This window comes from Microbacterium sp. 22296 (assembly GCF_052045385.1).
In the GTDB taxonomy this organism is placed as follows: domain Bacteria; phylum Actinomycetota; class Actinomycetes; order Actinomycetales; family Microbacteriaceae; genus Microbacterium.
In genome coordinates this window covers 1187-19447 of record NZ_JBQEOS010000004.1, presented here as the reverse complement: position 1 = coordinate 19447, position 18261 = coordinate 1187, and the positions used below count along the sequence as shown (strand labels likewise).

Here is an 18261-nt window from a genome sequence, read left to right as displayed (position 1 = left end):
ACTCTCCTTCGAGGTGGGTCCGCCCCGAGGCCGGGGACGGCCGAGGGTGTGGTGGGGGCCGCAGCTGCGCGACCCCCACCGGGGTGTTACTTCTGGACGGTCAGGCTGGTGCTGCCGCTGCTCTTCGCGATGCCCGTCGATCCGGTGTAGGAGGCCTGCACCTGGTAGGCACCCACCGTGCTGAGCTTGGGCAGGGTCACCTGGACGGTGCCGTCCGCGCCGAGCGTTCCGGTGAGGGTGGCCACGACCGCGTTGTTGCGGCGGATCGTGACTGTGGCATCCCCGGTCGGGACGATGCCCGTCGACGAGACCACCTGGACCGTGGCGACGGCCGCCACGGCGGGCTTCACCGGCGTGGGCGAGACGGCGACCGTGGTCGTCGAGCGCGCTTGCGACACGGTGAGGCGACCGATGCCGGCCGAGCCCTTGAAGGTCTCGTCGGCGCCGTAGGTGGCCCGCAGGGTGTGCGTGCCGACCGGCAGATCGGCGGGCAGGGCGATGACGGCGTTGCCGTCGGCATCCAGCGTTCCGCGGGCGATCTCGTTCTCGCCCACCGTCAGCACGACCTCACCCGTGGGTGCGCCGCCCTCGCCGCGCACCGACACCGTCACGTCGCCGGGGGCGCCGTAGGTGACGCGCGGGGACGCGAGCGTGACCATCGTCCGCGTGTCGACCGTCGGCTCGTTGGGAGCGTCGAGGTCGATCGTGAACGACACCGCACCCAGCTCCGACACGTTGCCGCCGGTGTCGGTGGCCCGGTAGCGGAGGTCGTACGTGCCGTTCTGGTCGAACGTCACGCCGTACTGCTGGTTCGCGGCGAGGTTGGTCCAGGTCGCGCCGTTGTCGCGCGAGTACTGGACGCTGGCGAGCGTGCCGTTGTCGGCGGCCTGCACCGAGAAGCGGACCGGCTCGTTGAACACGCCGCCGACACCCGTCGGGGCGGCGGGGGCCAGGGTGTGCGCCACCGTGGGAGGCGTCACGTCGCCCACGCCGTCGCCGACCATGGTCAGCGAGTCGACGGCGAGCTCGTCGCCCGAGGTGACGTAGAGCGCGCCGGTGCCCTCGGGGGCGTCGAACGCGACCTGCACGTCCTTCCACCCGTTGCCGCCGGGGATCTTCGCCGTGGCGAAGGGTGCGGCGTCGACGGCGCCCCAGCGCAGCTGGACCTCGCCCGCACCGGTGGCCCGGACGATCGCCCCGTCGATCCCGGCGAAGTTCACCGGGTCGAAGGCGAGGAAGTCGCCCTGGCCGAGGCCGCGGATGGCGTTGCCGCCCGAGGCGTCGGTGTCGGCGTAGGTGGCGACACCCTGGCGGCGGATGGCGTGCTCCGCCTGCTGCAGCTTCGGGTTCAGGCGAACGGTCGCCTCACCCGTGGCGGCGGGCAGGCCGTTGGCGCCCCGGTCCGAGTAGGTGACCACGACCGCGCCGTAGAGCAGGGCGCCGGGGCCGTGCTCGGGCGAGTTCGGGTCGGTGCGGAAGACGCCGGTGCAGCCCGTGCCCGAGACCTCGGGGTGGGCGTGCTCGTCATGGCCGAGACCGTAGGTCCACGTCACGCGGGCGCAGTCGGTGGCGGTGCCGTCTTCGGCATCCGAGGTGGTCACCTTGAACGGGATGGCCTGGCCCCAGTCGAAGAACGCGCCGTTACCGGGGAACTCCACCGTGACCTCGGGTGCCTGGTTGCCCACCGAGATGGTGCGCGAGGTCAGGCCGAAGCGTCCGCCGGTGTCCGAGACCCGCAGGCGGGCGGTGTAGTTGCCGAGCTCCGTGTAGGTGTACGAGGCGGTCGCGCCGGTGGCGTCGAAGGTGCCGTTGCCGTCGAAGTCCCACTCGTAGGTGAGGGCGTCGCCGTCGGGGTCGGTGGATGCGGCGGCGTCGAACTGCACCGTGAGGGGAGCCTGCGACGACGAGGTGGGCGTGGCGGTGAAGCGCGCCTGCGGCGACTTGTTGCCGGCGACGTAGTCGATGCGGTAGAGCCCGGCATCCGGGTTGGCTCGGAAGAAGCCGTCACCGTAGTCGAGCACGTACATCGAGCCGTCGGGCCCGATCTCCATGTCCATGGGGTTGTCGTGCGTCGGCTGACCGAGCGTGCTCAGCGCGGCGTTCGGCAGGAAGTCCTCGATGTCGGTGACCTCGAAGGCGTCCCAGTCGAGCGTGAAGGCGGCGATGTAGTCCTGCGAGAACTCGCCCATGAACGCCTTGCCGTCCCAGTGGCGGGGGAGCTTCGTGGTCGAGGGGTTCGACTCGTCGTAGTGGTAGACGGGTCCGCCCATCGGGCCCTGGCCGGAGCCGGCGCCGAAGTTCACCAGCTCGTCCCACGGCTGGTCACCGGGGTTGTCGCCGTACCAGATGGTCGCGGGCTGCGCGGGCGGCAGGTCGGTGAGACCGGTGTTCCAGCGCGACTCGTTCTTGAGGTTCTGCGGGTCGAAGAACGCGCCCGGCGTCGCCGTGGCGAAGTCCCAGTCGTTGTACGCCTGGTTGTCGGCGTGCACGTAGGGCCAGCCGGCGTTCTGCGGCTCGTCGAGGCTGATGGCGTTCCACTCCACCAGGCCCATCGGGCCGCGGCCCGCGGTGGCGGCGACGGCCTTGGTCGCGTCGGGGCCGTAGTCGCCCCAAGACAGCGAGTTGGTCTCGATGTCGACCTCGATGCGGAACGGGTTGCGCACGCCCATCACGAAGATCTCCGGGCGGGTGAGCTCGGTGCCGGGGGCGAACAGGTTGCCCTCGGGGATCGTGTACGTGCCGTCGTCCTCGACGTGGATGCGCAGGATCTTGCCGCGGAGGTCGTTGGTGTTGCCGGCGCCGCGACGCGAGTCGAACCCGGGGTTGAACCCGGGGGCGTCGTTGTTGGGCGCGAAGCCGTTGGCGCCCGGGGTGGATGCCGGGGTGTTGTCGCCCGTGCTCAGATAGAGGTTGCCGTCGCCGTCGAAGCCGATGTCGGCGCCCACGTGGCAGCACTGCCCGCGCTGGACTTCGACGTCGAGGACGACCTGCTCGGTGGAGAGGTCGAGCTGGTCGCCGGTCCACTGGTAGCGCGAGAGGCGGTTCACGCCCACCCACTGGTCCCAGTAGGACTCGTCGGCGCCGGCGGGCAGCGTGTTGGGCGCGTTGCCGGTGGGGGTGTCGGCCACGCCGTCACCGTCCGCGTCGCGCGGCGAGTAGACGAGGTACACCCAGTTGTTGTTCTCGAAGTCGGGGTCGAGGGCGACCGTCTGCAGGCCGTCCTCGGAGTTCGCGTAGACGTCGAGGGTGTTGGTGACGCGCGTGACACCCGTGGCGGGGTCGGTGAGGCGCACGTCGCCGTTGCGGGCGGTGTGCAGGACGCGCTTGTCGGGGAGCACCGCGAGGTCGATCGGCTCGCCCACGTTCTTCGTGAGCAGGACGCGCTCGTAGTTGCTCCAGTCGAGGGCGCCGCCGTCTTCGCCGGTGTCACCGGGATCGGGGGTGCCGGGATCGGTGGGGTCGCCGTGGTCGTCACCGGGGTCGGTGACGACGGGGTCGGTCCCGTGGTCGTGCCCCTCGTGTGCGAAGGCGGGGGCGGGGGCCGCGGCGATGGCGCCCAGGCCCAGTGCGGTGGCCGCGAGGACCGCCGTCAACCGGGCCCTGACGGCCGGATGCCGAGAAGTAGAGTTCATCGTGAATACAGCTCCTGTGAATGCGTGCGAGTTGTTTTCACCGGGTCGCCACACGGTCGGTCTCAACGACTGTTACGTGGCGGCCCGGGCTCATCGTGCGGTGGCGGTCGGCCACACGCGGGTACGCTCCTCCGCTCTTCATCGAGTTCGGAATGGATCGCCGATCGCCGCCTCTACGGGGCGGTTCTCGGTCGAGCCTCAGGGGGATGAGTCGGTCGCACGGTCGGCGATGTCGCTCGTTGGTCATCCTGACCGATGTTTTTCCATAGGTCAATCAAAAGGTGCGTAATTAGCAACCAACAAAAGCACGCACGACGCGGAGCTTGTGAATCGAACTCGTCGCGGACTAGCATCGCCGACGGTGCGTCCCCCGCGCCGACACCCACCGCCGGCAACGACGTCGGCACGGCCGAGGAGGCCCCATGCTCCATGGACTGACCGGATGGCATCTGCTGATCGTGCTGGCGGTGATCCTGCTGCTGTTCGGCGCGGCCAAGCTCCCGGCGCTCGCGCAGAGCGTGGGCAAGTCGGCCCGCGTGTTCCGCGGCGAGATCAAGGCGATGAAGGAAGAGGATGCCGCCTCGGGCGCTCCTACTCCCGCCCCGGGCGTCGCAGATGCGCGTGTCGACGGCTTCGCGGCCGACACGCCTCCGTCGCGCTGACGCGGCGATGCCTCCCCACGGCTCCGCCGCGACGCGGAGGGCGGCCCCGTGACCTTCGGTCTGACGATCGAGAAACTCCTGCTCATCGGCCTGATCGCCGTCATGATCATCGGGCCGGAGCGCCTTCCGGCAGCTGCGGAGTCGCTGCGCCGCACGATCCAGCAGGTGCGACGCATGGCACGCACCGCGCAGGACCGGGTTCGGGAAGAACTCGGTCCCGAGGTCGCCGACGTCGACTGGCAGCGCCTCGACCCGCGTCGATACGATCCGCGTCGCATCATCAGGGAGGCGCTTCTCGCCGAGCCCGACGCCGGACCGGCGCCTGCGGCGACGACGGGTCCGCGGAACGCTGTCGAGTCGGGCGGGCCCGCGTCGAGCGCCGAGGTCATGCCCTCAGGGCTCGACCCCGAGGCGGCAGCCGCGTCGGGTTCCCCGTCGACGCCCCCTGTCCATCCCGCGCCGCGGGCGGAACCGGCTTCCGAGGCGGGTCGGGACGGCTCCTCCCCAGCGACCTGACCGGCGGCCGCGGCCTCGAGTCTTCGACCGACGATGCGGTGGTAGGCGATGATGGGGCGCATGCCCCAGACGTCCGCGCCCGCTACCTCGGGTGACCCCGCCGGTGCCCCGTCGGTGCCGGACGCGTCCGCCACGGCCCGGACGCCCGACCGGTCCTCGGCCCCGACCGGCGCGACGACGTGGGCGACGCGCGTGTGGAACGACCGCCGCGCCTGGGCGGCCCCCGTCGCCGTCTTCGCCGTCGTCTTCACGGGTTACGTCCTCTTCGCGGCGCAGCAGTGGGCGCAGTTCACCGCCCGCTCGTGGGACCTCGGCATCTTCACCCAGCTGCTCTCGCGGTACGCGGCGCTCCAGCCGCCCATCGTCTCCATCAAAGGCGACGGCTACAACCTGCTCGGCGACCACTTCCACCCGCTGCTCGCGGCGCTGGCGCCGGTCTACGCCCTCTTCCCGTCCGCCTTCACCCTGCTCGTCATCCAGGCAGCGTGCTTCGCGCTCGCCGCGGCCGTCTTCACCCGAGCGGCGCGGGCCCGTCTGGGGACGACGCCCGCGGTGGCCCTCGGCCTGGCGTTCGGCTTCGCGTGGGGTCTGCAGTACGCCGCCGACGCGCAGTTCCACGAGATCGCGGTGGCCGTCCCGCCCCTGACCCTCAGCCTCGTCGCCGTTCTCGATCGCCGGTGGCGGGCGGCGTGCCTCTGGGGTGCCCCGCTGGTCTTCGTGAAAGAGGACCTCGGACTCACCGTGGTCGCACTCGGGCTGCTCATCGTCTTCGTCGCGTGGCGGGGACACGGCATCCCCTCGGTGACCGACACCCCTGCGAGCGGGGGGTCCGCGGCGGCGCCCGCGACCCGCCGGTTCCTCTCCTCGGGCGTGGGCCTGGGAGCGGGCCTGGCGGCGTGGGGCGTGACCTGGTTCGTCGTCGCGACGATGATCGTGCTGCCGGCGCTGAACCCCGGCGGCGAGTGGGCCTACGCCGACAAGGCCGACCCGCTCGGCATCTTCGCCGACCCGGCTGCCCTCTTCGCCCCGGCGAAGGGCGAGACGCTCGCGCTCATCCTCGCCTGTTCCGCCGGGCTCGTGCTGCGCTCGCCGATGGCGCTCCTGCTGCTTCCGACTCTGGCCTGGCGCTTCCTCTCGACCAACACCGGCTACTGGGCGCCCACGTGGCACTACAGCGCTGTGCTGATCCCGATCGTCCTCGTCGCGCTCCTGGATGCCATCGAGCGCGCGCGCTCCTCGCGCTGGGCGTGGATGCGCGCCTACGTCCGACAGGCTCCCGCGATCGCGGTCACGGCGGCGGTCGTGCTGCTGCCCGGCCTGCCGCTCTTCTCGCTCGTCGAAGCAGCGAGCTGGGAGACGTCGCCGCGCGCGGCGAGCGCTCAGGCGGCGATCGCCGCCGTGCCGCAGGGGGCGAGCGTCGTCAGCGACATCGGCTTGATGAACTACCTGGCGAGCGATCACGAGGTGTTCTGGATCGGTAACGACAACCCGGTCCCCGATTGCCTCGTCATCGACACCGTCGCCGGGGGGACGCCCGGAGAGTGGGGCGATGTCCTCGCCGTCGGGCAGCGATTGTTCCCGGGTGCCGGGTTCGCGGGTGTCTTCGACGCTGACGGGTATCAGGTCGCCTGTCGCTGACGCGGCGAGACGTCCTCACCGGGCAGCCGCCCCGCTGTAGCGAGCGGCCACCGCGCTGTCCCGCCGTGCGGAGCAGCCGCCTCGCCGCGTAGCCGGTGCGCCGAGCGGAGCGGCCATCGCGCCGCCCCGCTGTGCCGAGCGACCACCGCGCTGACCGGGTGCGGAGCAGCCGCCTCGCCGCTGAGCGGTGACGAGAAGCCGCACCGCCGCGCGCCGTACCGAGCGGCCGCACTGCCGCCGCGTCGGGTGGCTACCGCGCCGCGGCCCCCGCCGCCACCGCGCGCAGTGCCTGCAGCACGCGCCGCACCGCGGCGTAGGCGAGGGTGTCGGGGCGGGCGAGCGCGTCGACGTGACGCACCAGTTCGAGGTCGGCGAGCGGGCGCAGGACGACGCCGTCGACCGCGAGGGGGATGGTGGTCGTCCTCGGCATGACGGCGACCGCGGCTCCGGCGCGCACGACCTCGGCCGTCACCGAGAACTCGTTGATGCGGTGCGCGATGCGCAGGGGCCTTCCGAGGTGCGCGGCGAGATGATCGAGCACGCCCGCGAGAGGAAATCCCTCGTGCACCGACACCCACTGCTCATCGAGCAGGTCGGCCGCGNCCTCGCGGTGCGCGAGGGGATGCCCGGCCGGGAGCGCGATGTCGAGGGGTTCCTCGAGCAAGGGAGTCGCCACGACGCGGTCGCGCGGCCAGGGGGCGTCGTGCGCCAAGCGGTGGGCGATGACGAGGTCGTGGTCGGCGGTGAGCCCCGGGAAGTCGCGGTGGGCCACATCGGCGTCGCTCAGATGCAGTGGGGGGATGCCGTCGAGCTCTCGCAGCAGGGGCCCGAAAAGCGTCAGCCCCGCGCTGTGGAACGCGGACACCCGCACGGGCCGACGGTCGCTCTCGAGGAACGCCCCCACCGCCTCCCGCGCGGCGACGAGCGCTTCGTCGACGCGGGTTCCCGCCGCGGCCAGCGCCTCGCCCGCCGGGGTCAGGGTCAGGACGCGTCCGCGCCGCGTGGTGAGGGGTACGGGAACGCGGGCTTGCAGGGTCGCGAGCTGCTGGGAGACGGCGGATGCCGAGATGTGCAGGGCTGCGGCGACGGCCGCGACGCTCCCGCGGTCGCCGAGCTCGCGGAGCAGGCGCAGGTGAGCGGCATCCATAAGTGTGAACTTACGCGATATTGAATAAGATGCCCGTTGTTCTTCTGGTTCGGACGGGCGACGGTGGACGCATGACCCGCCGGCCACCCGAGATCGTCGTCGACCTGCTGCTGATCGCCGTGGCGGCGGTGTGGGGTGCGAGCTTCCTCTCCGCGAAGGAACTGACCGGAGAGGTGGGCGTCGCCTCCGCCGTGGCCCTGCGCTTCATCGTCGCCGCGACGGCGCTCGGCGTCGTCTGCCTGATCCGACGGGAACGGATGCCGCGCGGCCGAGGTCTCGCGATCGCAGCCCTCCTCGGGTGCTCGCAGGCGGCGGTGATCGGGCTCGAGACCGCCGGTGTGCATCTCACCTCGGCGACGAATGCCGGTCTGCTGATCAGTCTCGCGCTCGTGTTCACCCCCGTGCTCGAGAGCATCGCCTCGCGCTCGTGGCTCCCGCGGTCGTACTTCGTCGCCGCCGTCGCCGCGGTCGTCGGGGTCGCGCTCCTGGTGTCGGGCGGGGGCCTACGCGCGCCCGCGGTCGGCGACGCGCTCGTCATCGCCGCCGCGGTGGTGCGCGCCGTCCACGTCACGGCCAGTGCGCGTCTCACCCGTGGGCGTCACGACAGCACGCTCGCGGTCGTGCTCGTGCAGCTCGTCGTGTGCGCCGCGACGTCATCGGCCGTGGCGGGTGCCGACCTTCCTGCGGCCGTCGGTCGCCTCACGGCATCCGGGTGGGTGAACGTGCTGTTCCTGGGTCTGCTGTGCTCGGTCTTCGCTTTCGCGGTGCAGCTGTGGGCGGTGCGGCGCACCTCGGCGACGCGCGCGAGCATTCTCATGGGCACCGAGCCGGTGTGGGCGCTCGCCGTCGGTGTGGCGATCGGCGGCGAGGTCGTGGGGCTGCCGGGTCTCGCCGGGGCCGTGCTCATCATCGCCGCCTCCTACGCGGGTCAGGCGATCGAGCGTCGCCACCGCCGCGGACTCGCCGCGTCGACGACGGCGGGATCGGGCATGCGTCGTCCGAGTCGCGCGGCGACGTCGTTCCCGCCGGTTAGCGTCGCCGGGGTCGAGTCGACGACCAGGACCGCCGCTCTGATGGGCCCGGCGGCAGTGCGAGCGGCGACGCCGCCCGAGTCGCGGTGCGCACCTTGCGGGTCCTGCCGGGGCAGGTGCTCTGCGCGGCGCTGATCCCGTCGCCTTGCCGCCGCGGTCGACGCGATGTGACGGCAAGCGACGGGACGGTTCACCCCTGGAGCAGGGTCAGCGTGATCGTGGCCGAGTACCCACCGGGGGTCACGGACGAGGGGGTCTCCAACAGCAGGCCCGCAGTGGCCGCGTAGGTGCCCCCGGCGGCATCCGCCGCGCTGTCGACGCTCGCGAGCAGCTCGGCGTCGAGGAAGCCGCCCGTTCCGGGGTCGACGTCGTCGCCGGGGGCGACGACCTGATCGCCACTCGCCGGGTTGCCCGTGAGGATCGACGGGTACCAGCCGAACGAGTCGGCCGAGACGATGTCGGGCTGGCCGGCGTTCCCGACGAAGTCGGTGATGGAACCCATGACGTACCAGAACGACTCGGGGTCGACGTCCTCGGCGCGGCGGGTGTCGGTGACCGTCACCGTCGGCAACGTGCCCGAGAAGGTGCGGTTGGTGCCCGACCTCTCGTCCTCGGTCAGGACGGCCGACTCGGTGGCGACGGTGAGCGCGAGGACGCCGGGTTCGGCATCGGGAGCGATCTCGACGCTCACGTCGACGGTGTCCTCGTCCGCCGCGAATGCGCTGCCACCGCCCACGACCGCGAGGAGGCCGACGCCGAGGGCGGCGACGCCGAGGCGAGCCGAGAGGCCGCGTCGAGAGGTGGGGGTCATGGGTGCTCCGTTCTTCCACCGTCGAGACGGTGACGCTGCCGACGGGTGTCGGCGGATGGGTAGAAACGGCCGGCGTCGGGCCGGTCGGTGAACGCGGGGATGACGTCGCTTCGCGAGGCCACCGCAGGCTCGGGGGAGCCTCGTGGCGGCGCTGTCACGAGTCTGTCTTGGCGGATCAGGTGTGACGATAGTGCGCGTTTCGAACGTGGTCAAGCAAAAGGTGTCAGATCTCCGACGCAGCGCAAAGCCCTCTGCAGAGGCGTGATTCAGGCCTCTGGAGGCGAACGTCAGAGAAGCCGCGGGGGATGAGCGCCGCGGCACCGCGGATGTTCGACATTACGTAACGCAAATAGTTCATGTTTTGTAGACGTATCGGCATAAGTCTCCTACAGTGACGACGGTCGGGGGCGACCTGAGCGATCCCATCGGTCGACGCCGCCCCCGCCGATCACTCAAAGGAGCAACGATGCCCGTACCCGCTGTCTTGTCCGGCTCCCGCCGGCGCAGCACCCGCGTCGCGAGGATCCTCGCGGCCGGACTTCTCGGTGGAGCGTTGGTGGCGACGGGAGCGATCGTGCCCGCCGGCGCGGCCGTCACCCCGTTCGTCAACACCCCCGCGGACCTTCCCAAGCAAGAGCCCGGCGTGACACTGCGCACCTATTCCACGCCGCCGCTGACCGAGCTCTGCACGCTCAAGTCGGGCCAGACGCCCAACGTCGACAAACTCATGTCGACGATCGACTGGCGAACGGACGAGCAGTTCGGCGCGGCCGACAACTTCATCACGCACGCCTTGGCGAACCTGACGGTCAGCCAGCCCGGCCAGTACGCGTTCCGCCTGACCAGCGACGACGGCTCGCGCCTGACCCTCGACGGAACGCAGATCATCGACAACGACGGCTTGCACGGAGCCGAATCGGTGGAGGGGACGGCGACGCTCGACGTGGGCGTGCACGACCTGTTTGTGGAGATGTTCGAGGCCACCAACGGCCAACAGCTCACTGTGGAGTGGAAGACCCCCGGGTCGTCGAGCTTCACGGTGATCCCCGACAGCGTGCTTACCACCGAGGCGGGCGTCGTCCGCGTGACCGCCCCCGGTACGAAGTACTGCGAGGGCAGCAGCGACTCCGCGGGCGACGGACTCCGACTGGATGGCGTGAACCCGAACTACACGCTGGTGAACCTGCGCCCCGAGGGCTTCAACCCGAAGGTGTCGGGTCTGGCCTTCCTCGGCAACGGCGACCTCGCCGTGCTCACCACCGGGTCGGTCAACTCGGGCGGCTGGGACACCTCGGTGCCGGGCAAGGTCTTCGTGCTGAAGGGCGCGCAGTCGGCCGACGGACCGGAGGACGTTACGGTCGTCGAGGCCGCGGGCGGCCTGCAGAACCCCATGGGCATCGACGTGATCGACGACAAGATCTACGTGTCCGAGCGGTACCAGCTCTCCGAACTCAGCGACGCGAACGGCGACGGATCGTACGAGACGAAGCGGAAGGTCGCCGAGTACCCCTCAGGCAACAACTTCCACGAGTTCGCGTTCGGTCTGATCCACGACGACGAGAACTTCTACGTCAACCTGTCTGTCGCCATCGACAACGGCGGCGCGACAACGAACCCCCAACCGGCGAAGAACCGCGGGACCTCGGTGAAGATCAACCGATCGACAGGTGCGATCAGCTACGTCGCCGGCGGTCTGCGCACGCCCAACGGCGTCGCCTTCGGCCCCGAGGGCGAGTTGTTCGCGATGGACAACCAGGGTGCATGGCTGCCCTCCAACAAGCTCGTCCACATCGAGCAGGATCGCTTCTTCAACCACTACACCACCCCCGCGGGACCGTTCGATCAGAACCCCGTGACCCCGCCGGCGGTCTGGATCCCGCAGAACGAGATCGGCAATTCGCCCAGCACGCCGGTCCTCATCGAGAACGGCCCCTTCGCGGGCCAGATGATGTTCGGCGACGTCACCTACGGCGGCCTGCAGCGCGCCTTCCTCGAGAAGGTGGACGGCGAGTTCCAGGGTGCGGTCTTCCGCCACTCGGCCGGCTTCGAGGTGGGCGTGAACCGCGTGATCGAGGGCCCCGACAAGTCGCTGTACATCGGCGGCACCGGTGAGGGCGGCAACTGGGGTGAAGCAGGCAAGCTCACCTACGGTCTGCAGAAGCTGGTTCCGAAGGCGACGCAGGGCACCTTCGACATGACCTCGATGAAGGTCGTCGAGGGCGGCTTCGAGATCGAGTACACGCAGCCCCTGTCGGACGAGACGGTGGCGAACCTCGCATCGGCGTACCGTGCCGAGCAGTGGCGCTACCTGCCCACCTCCACCTACGGCGGTCCCAAGATCGACGAGGAGATCCTCTCGGTCACCGGGGCCACGGCATCCGCTGATCGCAAGACCGTCACGGTCACCTTCGACGGCCTGAAGCAGGGACGCGTCGTGCACCTGCGTTCGCCGCAACCGTTCGCCGCCGCGAACGGGGAGAAGCTGTGGAGCACCGAGGCCTGGTACACGCTGAACTCGCTGCCCGGCTACGTCTCGCCCGCCGATCAGGGGTGGTACGAGGCTGAGGAGGCACGTCTCATCGGCGGCGCCAAGTTCGACTCCGAGCACAGCGGCTATTCCGGCGCCGGTTTCGCGGGCGGAATGTGGCAGGCGGGATCCGCATTCGAGTTCACGGTGAACGCCGAGACCGCGGGCACCGTCCCGGTCACCGTCCGCTACTCGAACGGCCCCAACCCGGCCCCCGGCACCAAAGACGTGAACCTGTACGTCAACGGCCAGAACCTCGGGAAGTGGGACTTCCCCTCGACCGGGGATTGGAAGACGTGGGCGACGCTCACACGGGACATGCCGTTGATCGCCGGGGCGAACACCATCGCCCTGAAGTACGAGTCGGGGAACAAGGGCAACATCAACGTCGACGTCCTCTCGCTCGGCACCGCCGACATCTGCGCGCCGACGCAGGTCGAAGACGGCTACCGCTCGCTGTTCGACGGTACTCTGGACAGCCTTAACGCGGGCTGGCGGATGGCCGGTCCCGGTGGATTCGGACGCCAGAACGACTGCAGCATCCGCGGCGAGGGTGGCCTCGGCCTGCTCTGGTACACGAAGGAGCAGCTCTCCGACTACAGCCTCAAGCTGGACTGGAAGCTCATCGCCGACCACAACGGCGGCGTGTTCGTCGGGTTCCCCGACCCGAAGGGCGACCCGTGGGTCGCGGTGAACAAGGGCTACGAGATCCAGATCGACGCCACCGACGCCGCCGACCGCACCACCGGCGCCATCTACGCCTTCCAGGGAGCGGATGCCGCCGCGGTCGAGGCTTCGCTCAAGCCCGTCGGTTCGTGGAACGCGTACGAGATCGTCGTGAAGGGGCAGACCATCAAGGTCTTCCTCAACGGCACGTTGGTAAACGACTTCGTCAGCACCGATCCCGCTCGCGACATCTCGCGGGGCTTCGTCGGTGTGCAGAACCATGGCGGGGGAGAGGCGGTGTCGTACCGGAACGTCCGCGTGAAGGACATCGACGAGCCTGCGCCCCTTGCGGTGATCGCCTCCGCCGAGGTGCGGTGCATGGCGAAGAAGGCGTCGCTGACGGTCCGCGCGACCAACGCCGACACCGTTCCGGTCGACGTGACGCTCACGACCGCCTGGGGCGAGCGGGTCATCCCCGCCGTCCAGCCCGGGGCGACGGTGTTCCACACCTTCACCACCCGCGCCGCGTCGGTCCCCGCCGGTGAGGCGACGGTCGCGGCGACCGGCGACGGTCGCACCGGTGCGGCCACGGCCGCATACGCGGCGAAGAGCTGCGGCTGATCCCCCCAGCGCCCNGAGGGCGCTTCCTCATGTCCCGGAGGTGTCCCATGCTGTCCTCGCTCGGCCGACGCATCAGCCGTCACCGTCTGTTCGTCCTCTCGCTCTGGGCGGTGTTCGTCGTCGTGGGCGCCGTCCTCGCCGGCGACGCCTTCGATCGCACGGTCTCCGTGGCCGACGCGCCCGCCGGCAGCGAGTCGCTCCGCACCGGAGACCGCCTGGATGCGCTCGACCCGGAGGGGGAGATCGTCACCGCCGTCATCCGGGGTGAGGACTTCTTCTCGCCGGGGCTCCGCGACAGCGCGACCGCCGTCATGGCGTCGTTGCGAGCTCTTCCGGGGGTCGTCGAGGTCACCGACGCCTACACCGCGGGAGGCGCCATCGGCGACGACGGTCGCTCCTCGCTCGTCGTCGTCGAACTCTCGCGAGAACTGCCCGACGACGATGCCCTCGCCGTCGCATCCGAGGTGTCCGGGCTGCTGCACTCGATCGCCGCTCCGGAAGTGCTGGTGGGCGGCGAGATCCTCGCCGAGGAGGCCTTCGTCGACCGCGCCGCCACGGACGCGGCCACGGGGGAGGGGGTCGCGATCCTCGTCCTCGTCGTGCTGCTCACCGTCGTGCTCGGGTCGGTGCGCATCGCGCTCATCCCCGTGCTCGCCGCACTGGCCGCGGTCGCACCGACGTTGGCGATCCTCGGTCTTCTCGCGCTGGTCGTCGACGTCAACGAGTTCGCGGTCAACGTCGTCACGATCCTGGGTCTCGGGCTCGCGGTCGACTACAGCCTGCTCGTCGTCCTCCGCGTGCGCGAGGAGCAGGCCGCCGACCCCGCCGCGGTCATCGACGACATCCTCGCGCGCGCGCTCGCCGGTGCAGGTCGGGCCGTGCTCGTCTCGGGGCTGGCGGTGGCCGTGGCGCTCGTGGGCATCCTGGTCCTCGGCGATCCCCTCCTTTCGGGGATGGCCCTCGGCGGAGTGATCGTCGTGGGGGTCGCCACCGTCGCGGGGCTCACGTTCGTCCCCGCCGCCCTGTCTTTCTTGCACCGTGCGCTCCCCGCTGCGGGAGAGCGCACGTGGGCGCGCCCCTGGGTAGGGACGTCACGACGTGGCGGCCTGCTCGTGTCGTCCACACGCCTCGCCCAGCGTCGCCCGGGTGTCACCGCCGTCGCGGCGGCCGCGCTCATGCTGCTGTTCGCCGCGCCCGTGGCATCCGTCGCCCTCGACGACTCGGGCGTGCGTGCCCTGCCCGCCGCCGCCGAGGAACGACGGGCGTACGAGGCGACGACGACCGGCTTCACCGGCATCGGGGTCGAGCCCGTCACCGTCGTGCTCGACGGATCGATCCAGGATGCCGCGGTCACCGACATCCTCGACCGGATCGCCGCTCTGCCCGAGGTCGCCGACGCCGACATGGTGCAGGGGCTGCCGTCCGAGATCACGGCGGTGGAGTTCACCCCCTCGGAGTCCACGGCCACGGGTCCGTCGGCGCAACGGCTGGTCGAAGCCGCGCGGGCGATCGACTCGTCGGTGCCGATCGCCGTCACGGGACCCGCCGCCTCGCTGATCGACACTCGTGACCATCTGTTCGCGCGACTGCCCTGGGCCGTCCTCGTCGTCGCCGTGACGAGCTTCGCGCTGCTGTTCGCCCTTACCCGCTCGGTGGTGGTGCCGGTGAAGGCGCTCGTCCTCGCCACCCTCACGGTGGCCTCGACGCTCGGCGTCCTCACCGCGGTCTTCGGGTGGGGGTGGGGCGCGCCGCTGCTGGGCTTCGAGCCGACGGGAACCCTCGACGTCACGACGCCGCTGTTGATCGGTCTGCTCGTCTTCGGGCTGACGATGGACTACGAGGTGTTCCTGCTCGCCCGCATCACCGAACGGTGGCGCGCCCGCGACCTCTCGCTCGACCCCCGCGCCGCCAACGCCGAAGCGGTGCGCGACGGGATCGCCCGCACCGCCCCCGTCGTGACGCTCGCCGCCGCCGCCATCGGCATCGTGTTCCTCGGCTTCGCCGTCGGCGAGCTGGTGGCGATGAAGGAGATCGGCGTCGGCATGGTGGTGGCGGTGGTGCTCGACGTCACCGTCGTCCGTGGGCTCCTCCTCCCGTCGCTGATGACCCTCCTCGGCCGCGCCAACTGGTGGCCGGGCGCACCGTCCGATCGGCGGCGATCGGCGGACGCCGCGTCGACGACGCCCCCGGCCGGTGATCCCGTCCTCGCGGCCGCGACCCCGCCGTAGGCTGGACCCATGCACGGCGAGTACAAGGTCCCCGGCGGCAAGTTGGTCGTCGTCGACCTCGAAGAGCGCGAAGGCCGCATCCACGGGTTCCACCTCGCGGGCGACTTCTTCCTCGAGCCCGACGACGCGCTCGACGACATCGATCAGGCCGTGAACGGTCTCCCGGTGGAGTCCGACGTCCCCACGATCGCGGCGGCGATCCGCGCGGCCCTCCCCGAGGGGGCGCAGCTGCTCGGATTCACCCCCGAGTCCGTGGCCACGGCGATCCGCCGCGCGCTCGTCACCGCCCCCGGCTGGGCCGATTTCGAGTGGGAGGTCGTGCACGACCGCCCCGTCTCGCCCCGCATGAATCTCGCCCTCGACGAGGTGCTGACCACCCGCGTCGGCGCGGGGCTGCGAAAGCCCACGCTGCGGCTGTGGGAGTGGAACGAGAACGCGGTCGTGATCGGCTCGTTCCAGTCGTTGCGCAACGAGGTCGACCCGGCCGGTGCCGACAAGTACGGCTTCGACGTCGTGAGACGCATCTCGGGCGGGGGTGCGATGCTCATGGCCGCGAACTCGATCGTGACCTACTCGCTGTACGTCCCGGCATCCCTCGTCGCGGGGATGACGTTCGCCGATTCGTACGCCTTCCTCGACGACTGGGTGCTGCAGGCGCTGCGCTCGCTCGGCATCGACGCGGTGTACCAGCCGCTCAACGACATCGCGGGTCCCCACGGCAAGATCGGCGGTGCCGCGCAGAAGCGCCTCGCCAACGGAGGCGTGCTGCACCACGCGACCCTCAGCTACGACATGGACGGCCAGGTGCTCACCGAGGTGCTGCGCATCGGCCGCGAGAAGCTCAGCGACAAGGGCACGGTCTCCGCCGCCAAGCGCGTCGACCCCCTGCGCAGCCAGACCGGACTCCCGCGCGATCAGGTCATCGACCGTTTCATCCAGACCTTCACGACCCTGTACGGCGCGACCGAGGGGCACATCACCGACGACGAGTACGCCGAGGCCGAGGCGCTCGTGGAGTCGAAGTTCGCCACCGACGCGTGGCTGCAGCGCGTCCCGTGAGCGCCGCGATCCCCCTCGACGCCCCCGAGCCGGGCGGCGTCGAGATCCACCACGCCGACAACCTGGCCGTCACTCCGGCGTACGCCGACGGCTCCTTCGCCCTCGTCTACCTCGACCCGCCCTTCAACACCGGTCGCACGCGTTCCAAGGCCGTCGAGTCGGCGACGTGGCAGACGCCGGTCGATGAGACCCCGGATGCCGCGGAGCCCGAGGCCCTGGCATCCGTCGACGACCCGAACATGCTCGCGTTCCCCGAGGAGGAGCCGCCCCCGCCCCCCGTGGTGCAGCGCGGGTTCCACGGGCGCGAGTACGCGCGCCTGCGCGGCGACCTGCGCACCTATGACGACCGCTTCGACGACTACTGGGGCTTCCTCGAGCCGCGGCTGATCGAGGCGTGGCGTCTGCTCGCCGACGACGGCACCCTCTACCTGCACCTCGACTATCGCGAGGTGCATTACGCGAAGGTGATGTGCGACGCCCTCTTCGGTCGGGACAAGTTCCTCAACGAGCTGATCTGGGCCTACGACTACGGCGCGAAGACGAAGCGACGCTGGCCCACGAAGCACGAGACGATCCTCGTGTACGTGAAGAACCCGGCCGCGTACTTCTTCGATTCGGATGCCGTCGACCGCGAGCCGTACATGGCCCCCGGTCTCGTGACCGCCGAGAAGGCGGCGCGCGGCAAGCTCCCCACCGACGTCTGGTGGCACACGATCGTGCCGACCACGGGCCGCGAGAAGACCGGGTATCCGACGCAGAAGCCCGAGGGGGTGCTGCGTCGCATGGTGCAGGCCTCGAGCCGACCTGGCGACCGCGTGCTCGACATGTTCGCGGGCAGCGGCACGCTCGGAGCGGTCGCGGCGCCCCTCGGCCGGCACAGCGTCCTGATCGACGACAACGCCGACGCGGTCGCGGTCATGCACAAGCGCCTGGGTCCGTTCACGTCCTGAGGCGCTGTGCTCCGATTCCGTGTCGTTCACCGATCCGGTGAGACGTCTGCTGTCGTGGCGAGGGTGGGCGGCTTCGGCTCACGCTCTTCGGCTCGATTGTTCCGTTCGGATGCCGTCCGCGAGCGGTGACGCGCGCAGAGCGCGCCGCAGGGCGCGAGTAGACGAGAAGCCTGACCGCGCGGCGACCGTAGCGGGGTCGTCGCGGTCGACCCGGAGCAGTTCGATGGCCCGGCCCATTCGGATCTCGCCGAGGCGGCGATGCGCTGTCGTACCTGATGCGCTGTAGACGCGCGCGAGGTAGCTGTGGGAGACGCCGAGGATCCCGGTCAGCTCGGCCACGGTGAAATCCGGATCATGGGCGCGGTCGTACATGACCCGTTCGGCGCGCGCCTTCAATCTCCGGGCAGCGCTGCCCGCACCCTGAGGGGCGTCATCGGGTGCGAGCTCGGACACCACCGCCGAGGCGAGATGCTCGAAGGCCGTCTGGAGCAGGGGGAAAGAGGGGGCCCGGGGGTCGGTGCCGTCGTTGAGCAACGCGTTCACCGCGGTGGAGAGAAAGGTCCAGCTGGCGAGCGGAGTGTTGGTGAGGTGCAGCGCCTCAGCCTGATCCGCCCCTGCACTTCCGTGGAGACGCGCGTGTACCTCGATGCGCGCGGTGGGTCGGGAGCAGCTCAACCGCACGCGACTAGGTGTGAAGACGGCGGATCCGCCCGAGATGAGCGTGGGGATTGACGGGTGGACCCGTTCCGAGCGGGATCCGGCGCGGCAACCGA

Annotated in this window: 12 protein-coding genes; 8 read left to right on the top strand and 4 right to left on the bottom strand. The window is 70.6% G+C overall.

All coding sequences use genetic code 11. From position 1 onward, the window contains the following. Nucleotides 1-86: 86 nt before the first annotated feature. Nucleotides 87-3632 (bottom strand): PQQ-dependent sugar dehydrogenase, encoded by a 3546-nt coding sequence (locus ACTJJP_RS09270; RefSeq protein WP_440774728.1) that lies wholly within the window; start codon nucleotides 3630-3632, stop codon nucleotides 87-89. A gap of 422 nt (nucleotides 3633-4054) precedes the next feature. Here ACTJJP_RS09270 and tatA point away from each other — a divergent pair, with 422 nt between their 5' ends. The 3 genes from tatA to ACTJJP_RS09255 are packed head-to-tail and all read left to right on the top strand — an operon-like array spanning nucleotide 4055 to nucleotide 6448. Beyond that, on the top strand, nucleotides 4055-4294 hold the full coding sequence (tatA, locus tag ACTJJP_RS09265; RefSeq protein ID WP_440774727.1) for a twin-arginine translocase TatA/TatE family subunit: 240 nt from the start codon (nucleotides 4055-4057) through the stop codon (nucleotides 4292-4294). 48 nt (nucleotides 4295-4342) lie between these two features. Beyond that, complete coding sequence (locus tag ACTJJP_RS09260) at nucleotides 4343-4810, top strand: twin-arginine translocase TatA/TatE family subunit (protein WP_440774726.1); 468 nt, start codon at nucleotides 4343-4345, stop codon at nucleotides 4808-4810. 60 nt (nucleotides 4811-4870) lie between these two features. Further along, nucleotides 4871-6448 (top strand): DUF2079 domain-containing protein, encoded by a 1578-nt coding sequence (locus ACTJJP_RS09255; protein ID WP_440774725.1) that lies wholly within the window; start codon nucleotides 4871-4873, stop codon nucleotides 6446-6448. Nucleotides 6449-6698: 250 nt separating this feature from the next. Here ACTJJP_RS09255 and ACTJJP_RS09250 read toward each other — a convergent pair whose 3' ends face one another. Continuing rightward, nucleotides 6699-7595: a LysR family transcriptional regulator gene (locus ACTJJP_RS09250; protein ID WP_440774724.1), complete on the bottom strand. Its 897-nt coding sequence runs from the start codon at nucleotides 7593-7595 to the stop codon at nucleotides 6699-6701. 71 nt (nucleotides 7596-7666) lie between these two features. On the opposite strand from ACTJJP_RS09250, the gene ACTJJP_RS09245 reads away from it, so the two are divergent. Further along, nucleotides 7667-8761 (top strand): DMT family transporter, encoded by a 1095-nt coding sequence (locus tag ACTJJP_RS09245; RefSeq protein WP_440774723.1) that lies wholly within the window; start codon nucleotides 7667-7669, stop codon nucleotides 8759-8761. A 55-nt stretch (nucleotides 8762-8816) separates the two neighbouring features. Here the strand turns inward: ACTJJP_RS09245 and ACTJJP_RS09240 are convergent, their stop codons facing one another. Then, nucleotides 8817-9437, bottom strand: a complete 621-nt coding sequence (locus tag ACTJJP_RS09240; RefSeq protein WP_440774722.1) for a hypothetical protein — start codon at nucleotides 9435-9437, stop codon at nucleotides 8817-8819. A 466-nt stretch (nucleotides 9438-9903) separates the two neighbouring features. On the opposite strand from ACTJJP_RS09240, the gene ACTJJP_RS09235 reads away from it, so the two are divergent. The 4 genes from ACTJJP_RS09235 to ACTJJP_RS09220 all read left to right on the top strand — a co-directional run bounded on the left by ACTJJP_RS09235 (nucleotide 9904) and on the right by ACTJJP_RS09220 (nucleotide 17488). Further along, complete coding sequence (locus ACTJJP_RS09235; protein ID WP_440774721.1) at nucleotides 9904-13251, top strand: family 16 glycoside hydrolase; 3348 nt, start codon at nucleotides 9904-9906, stop codon at nucleotides 13249-13251. A 47-nt stretch (nucleotides 13252-13298) separates the two neighbouring features. Continuing rightward, nucleotides 13299-15479 (top strand): MMPL family transporter, encoded by a 2181-nt coding sequence (locus ACTJJP_RS09230; RefSeq protein ID WP_440774720.1) that lies wholly within the window; start codon nucleotides 13299-13301, stop codon nucleotides 15477-15479. Between the two features lie 9 nt (nucleotides 15480-15488). After that, nucleotides 15489-16538 carry a lipoate--protein ligase family protein gene (locus ACTJJP_RS09225; RefSeq protein WP_440774719.1) on the top strand — a complete coding sequence of 350 codons (1050 nt, stop codon included), beginning with the start codon at nucleotides 15489-15491 and terminating at the stop codon, nucleotides 16536-16538. Beyond that, the gene (locus ACTJJP_RS09220; protein ID WP_440774718.1) at nucleotides 16517-17488 is read left to right on the top strand and encodes a DNA-methyltransferase; all 972 of its coding nucleotides are present in this window, start codon (nucleotides 16517-16519) and stop codon (nucleotides 17486-17488) included. Before ACTJJP_RS09225 ends, ACTJJP_RS09220 begins: the two co-directional genes overlap by 22 nt. A gap of 78 nt (nucleotides 17489-17566) precedes the next feature. Here the strand turns inward: ACTJJP_RS09220 and ACTJJP_RS09215 are convergent. After that, nucleotides 17567-18261, bottom strand: a 695-nt coding sequence (locus ACTJJP_RS09215; RefSeq protein ID WP_440774717.1) for a helix-turn-helix domain-containing protein, incomplete at its 5' end; no start/stop codon positions are given.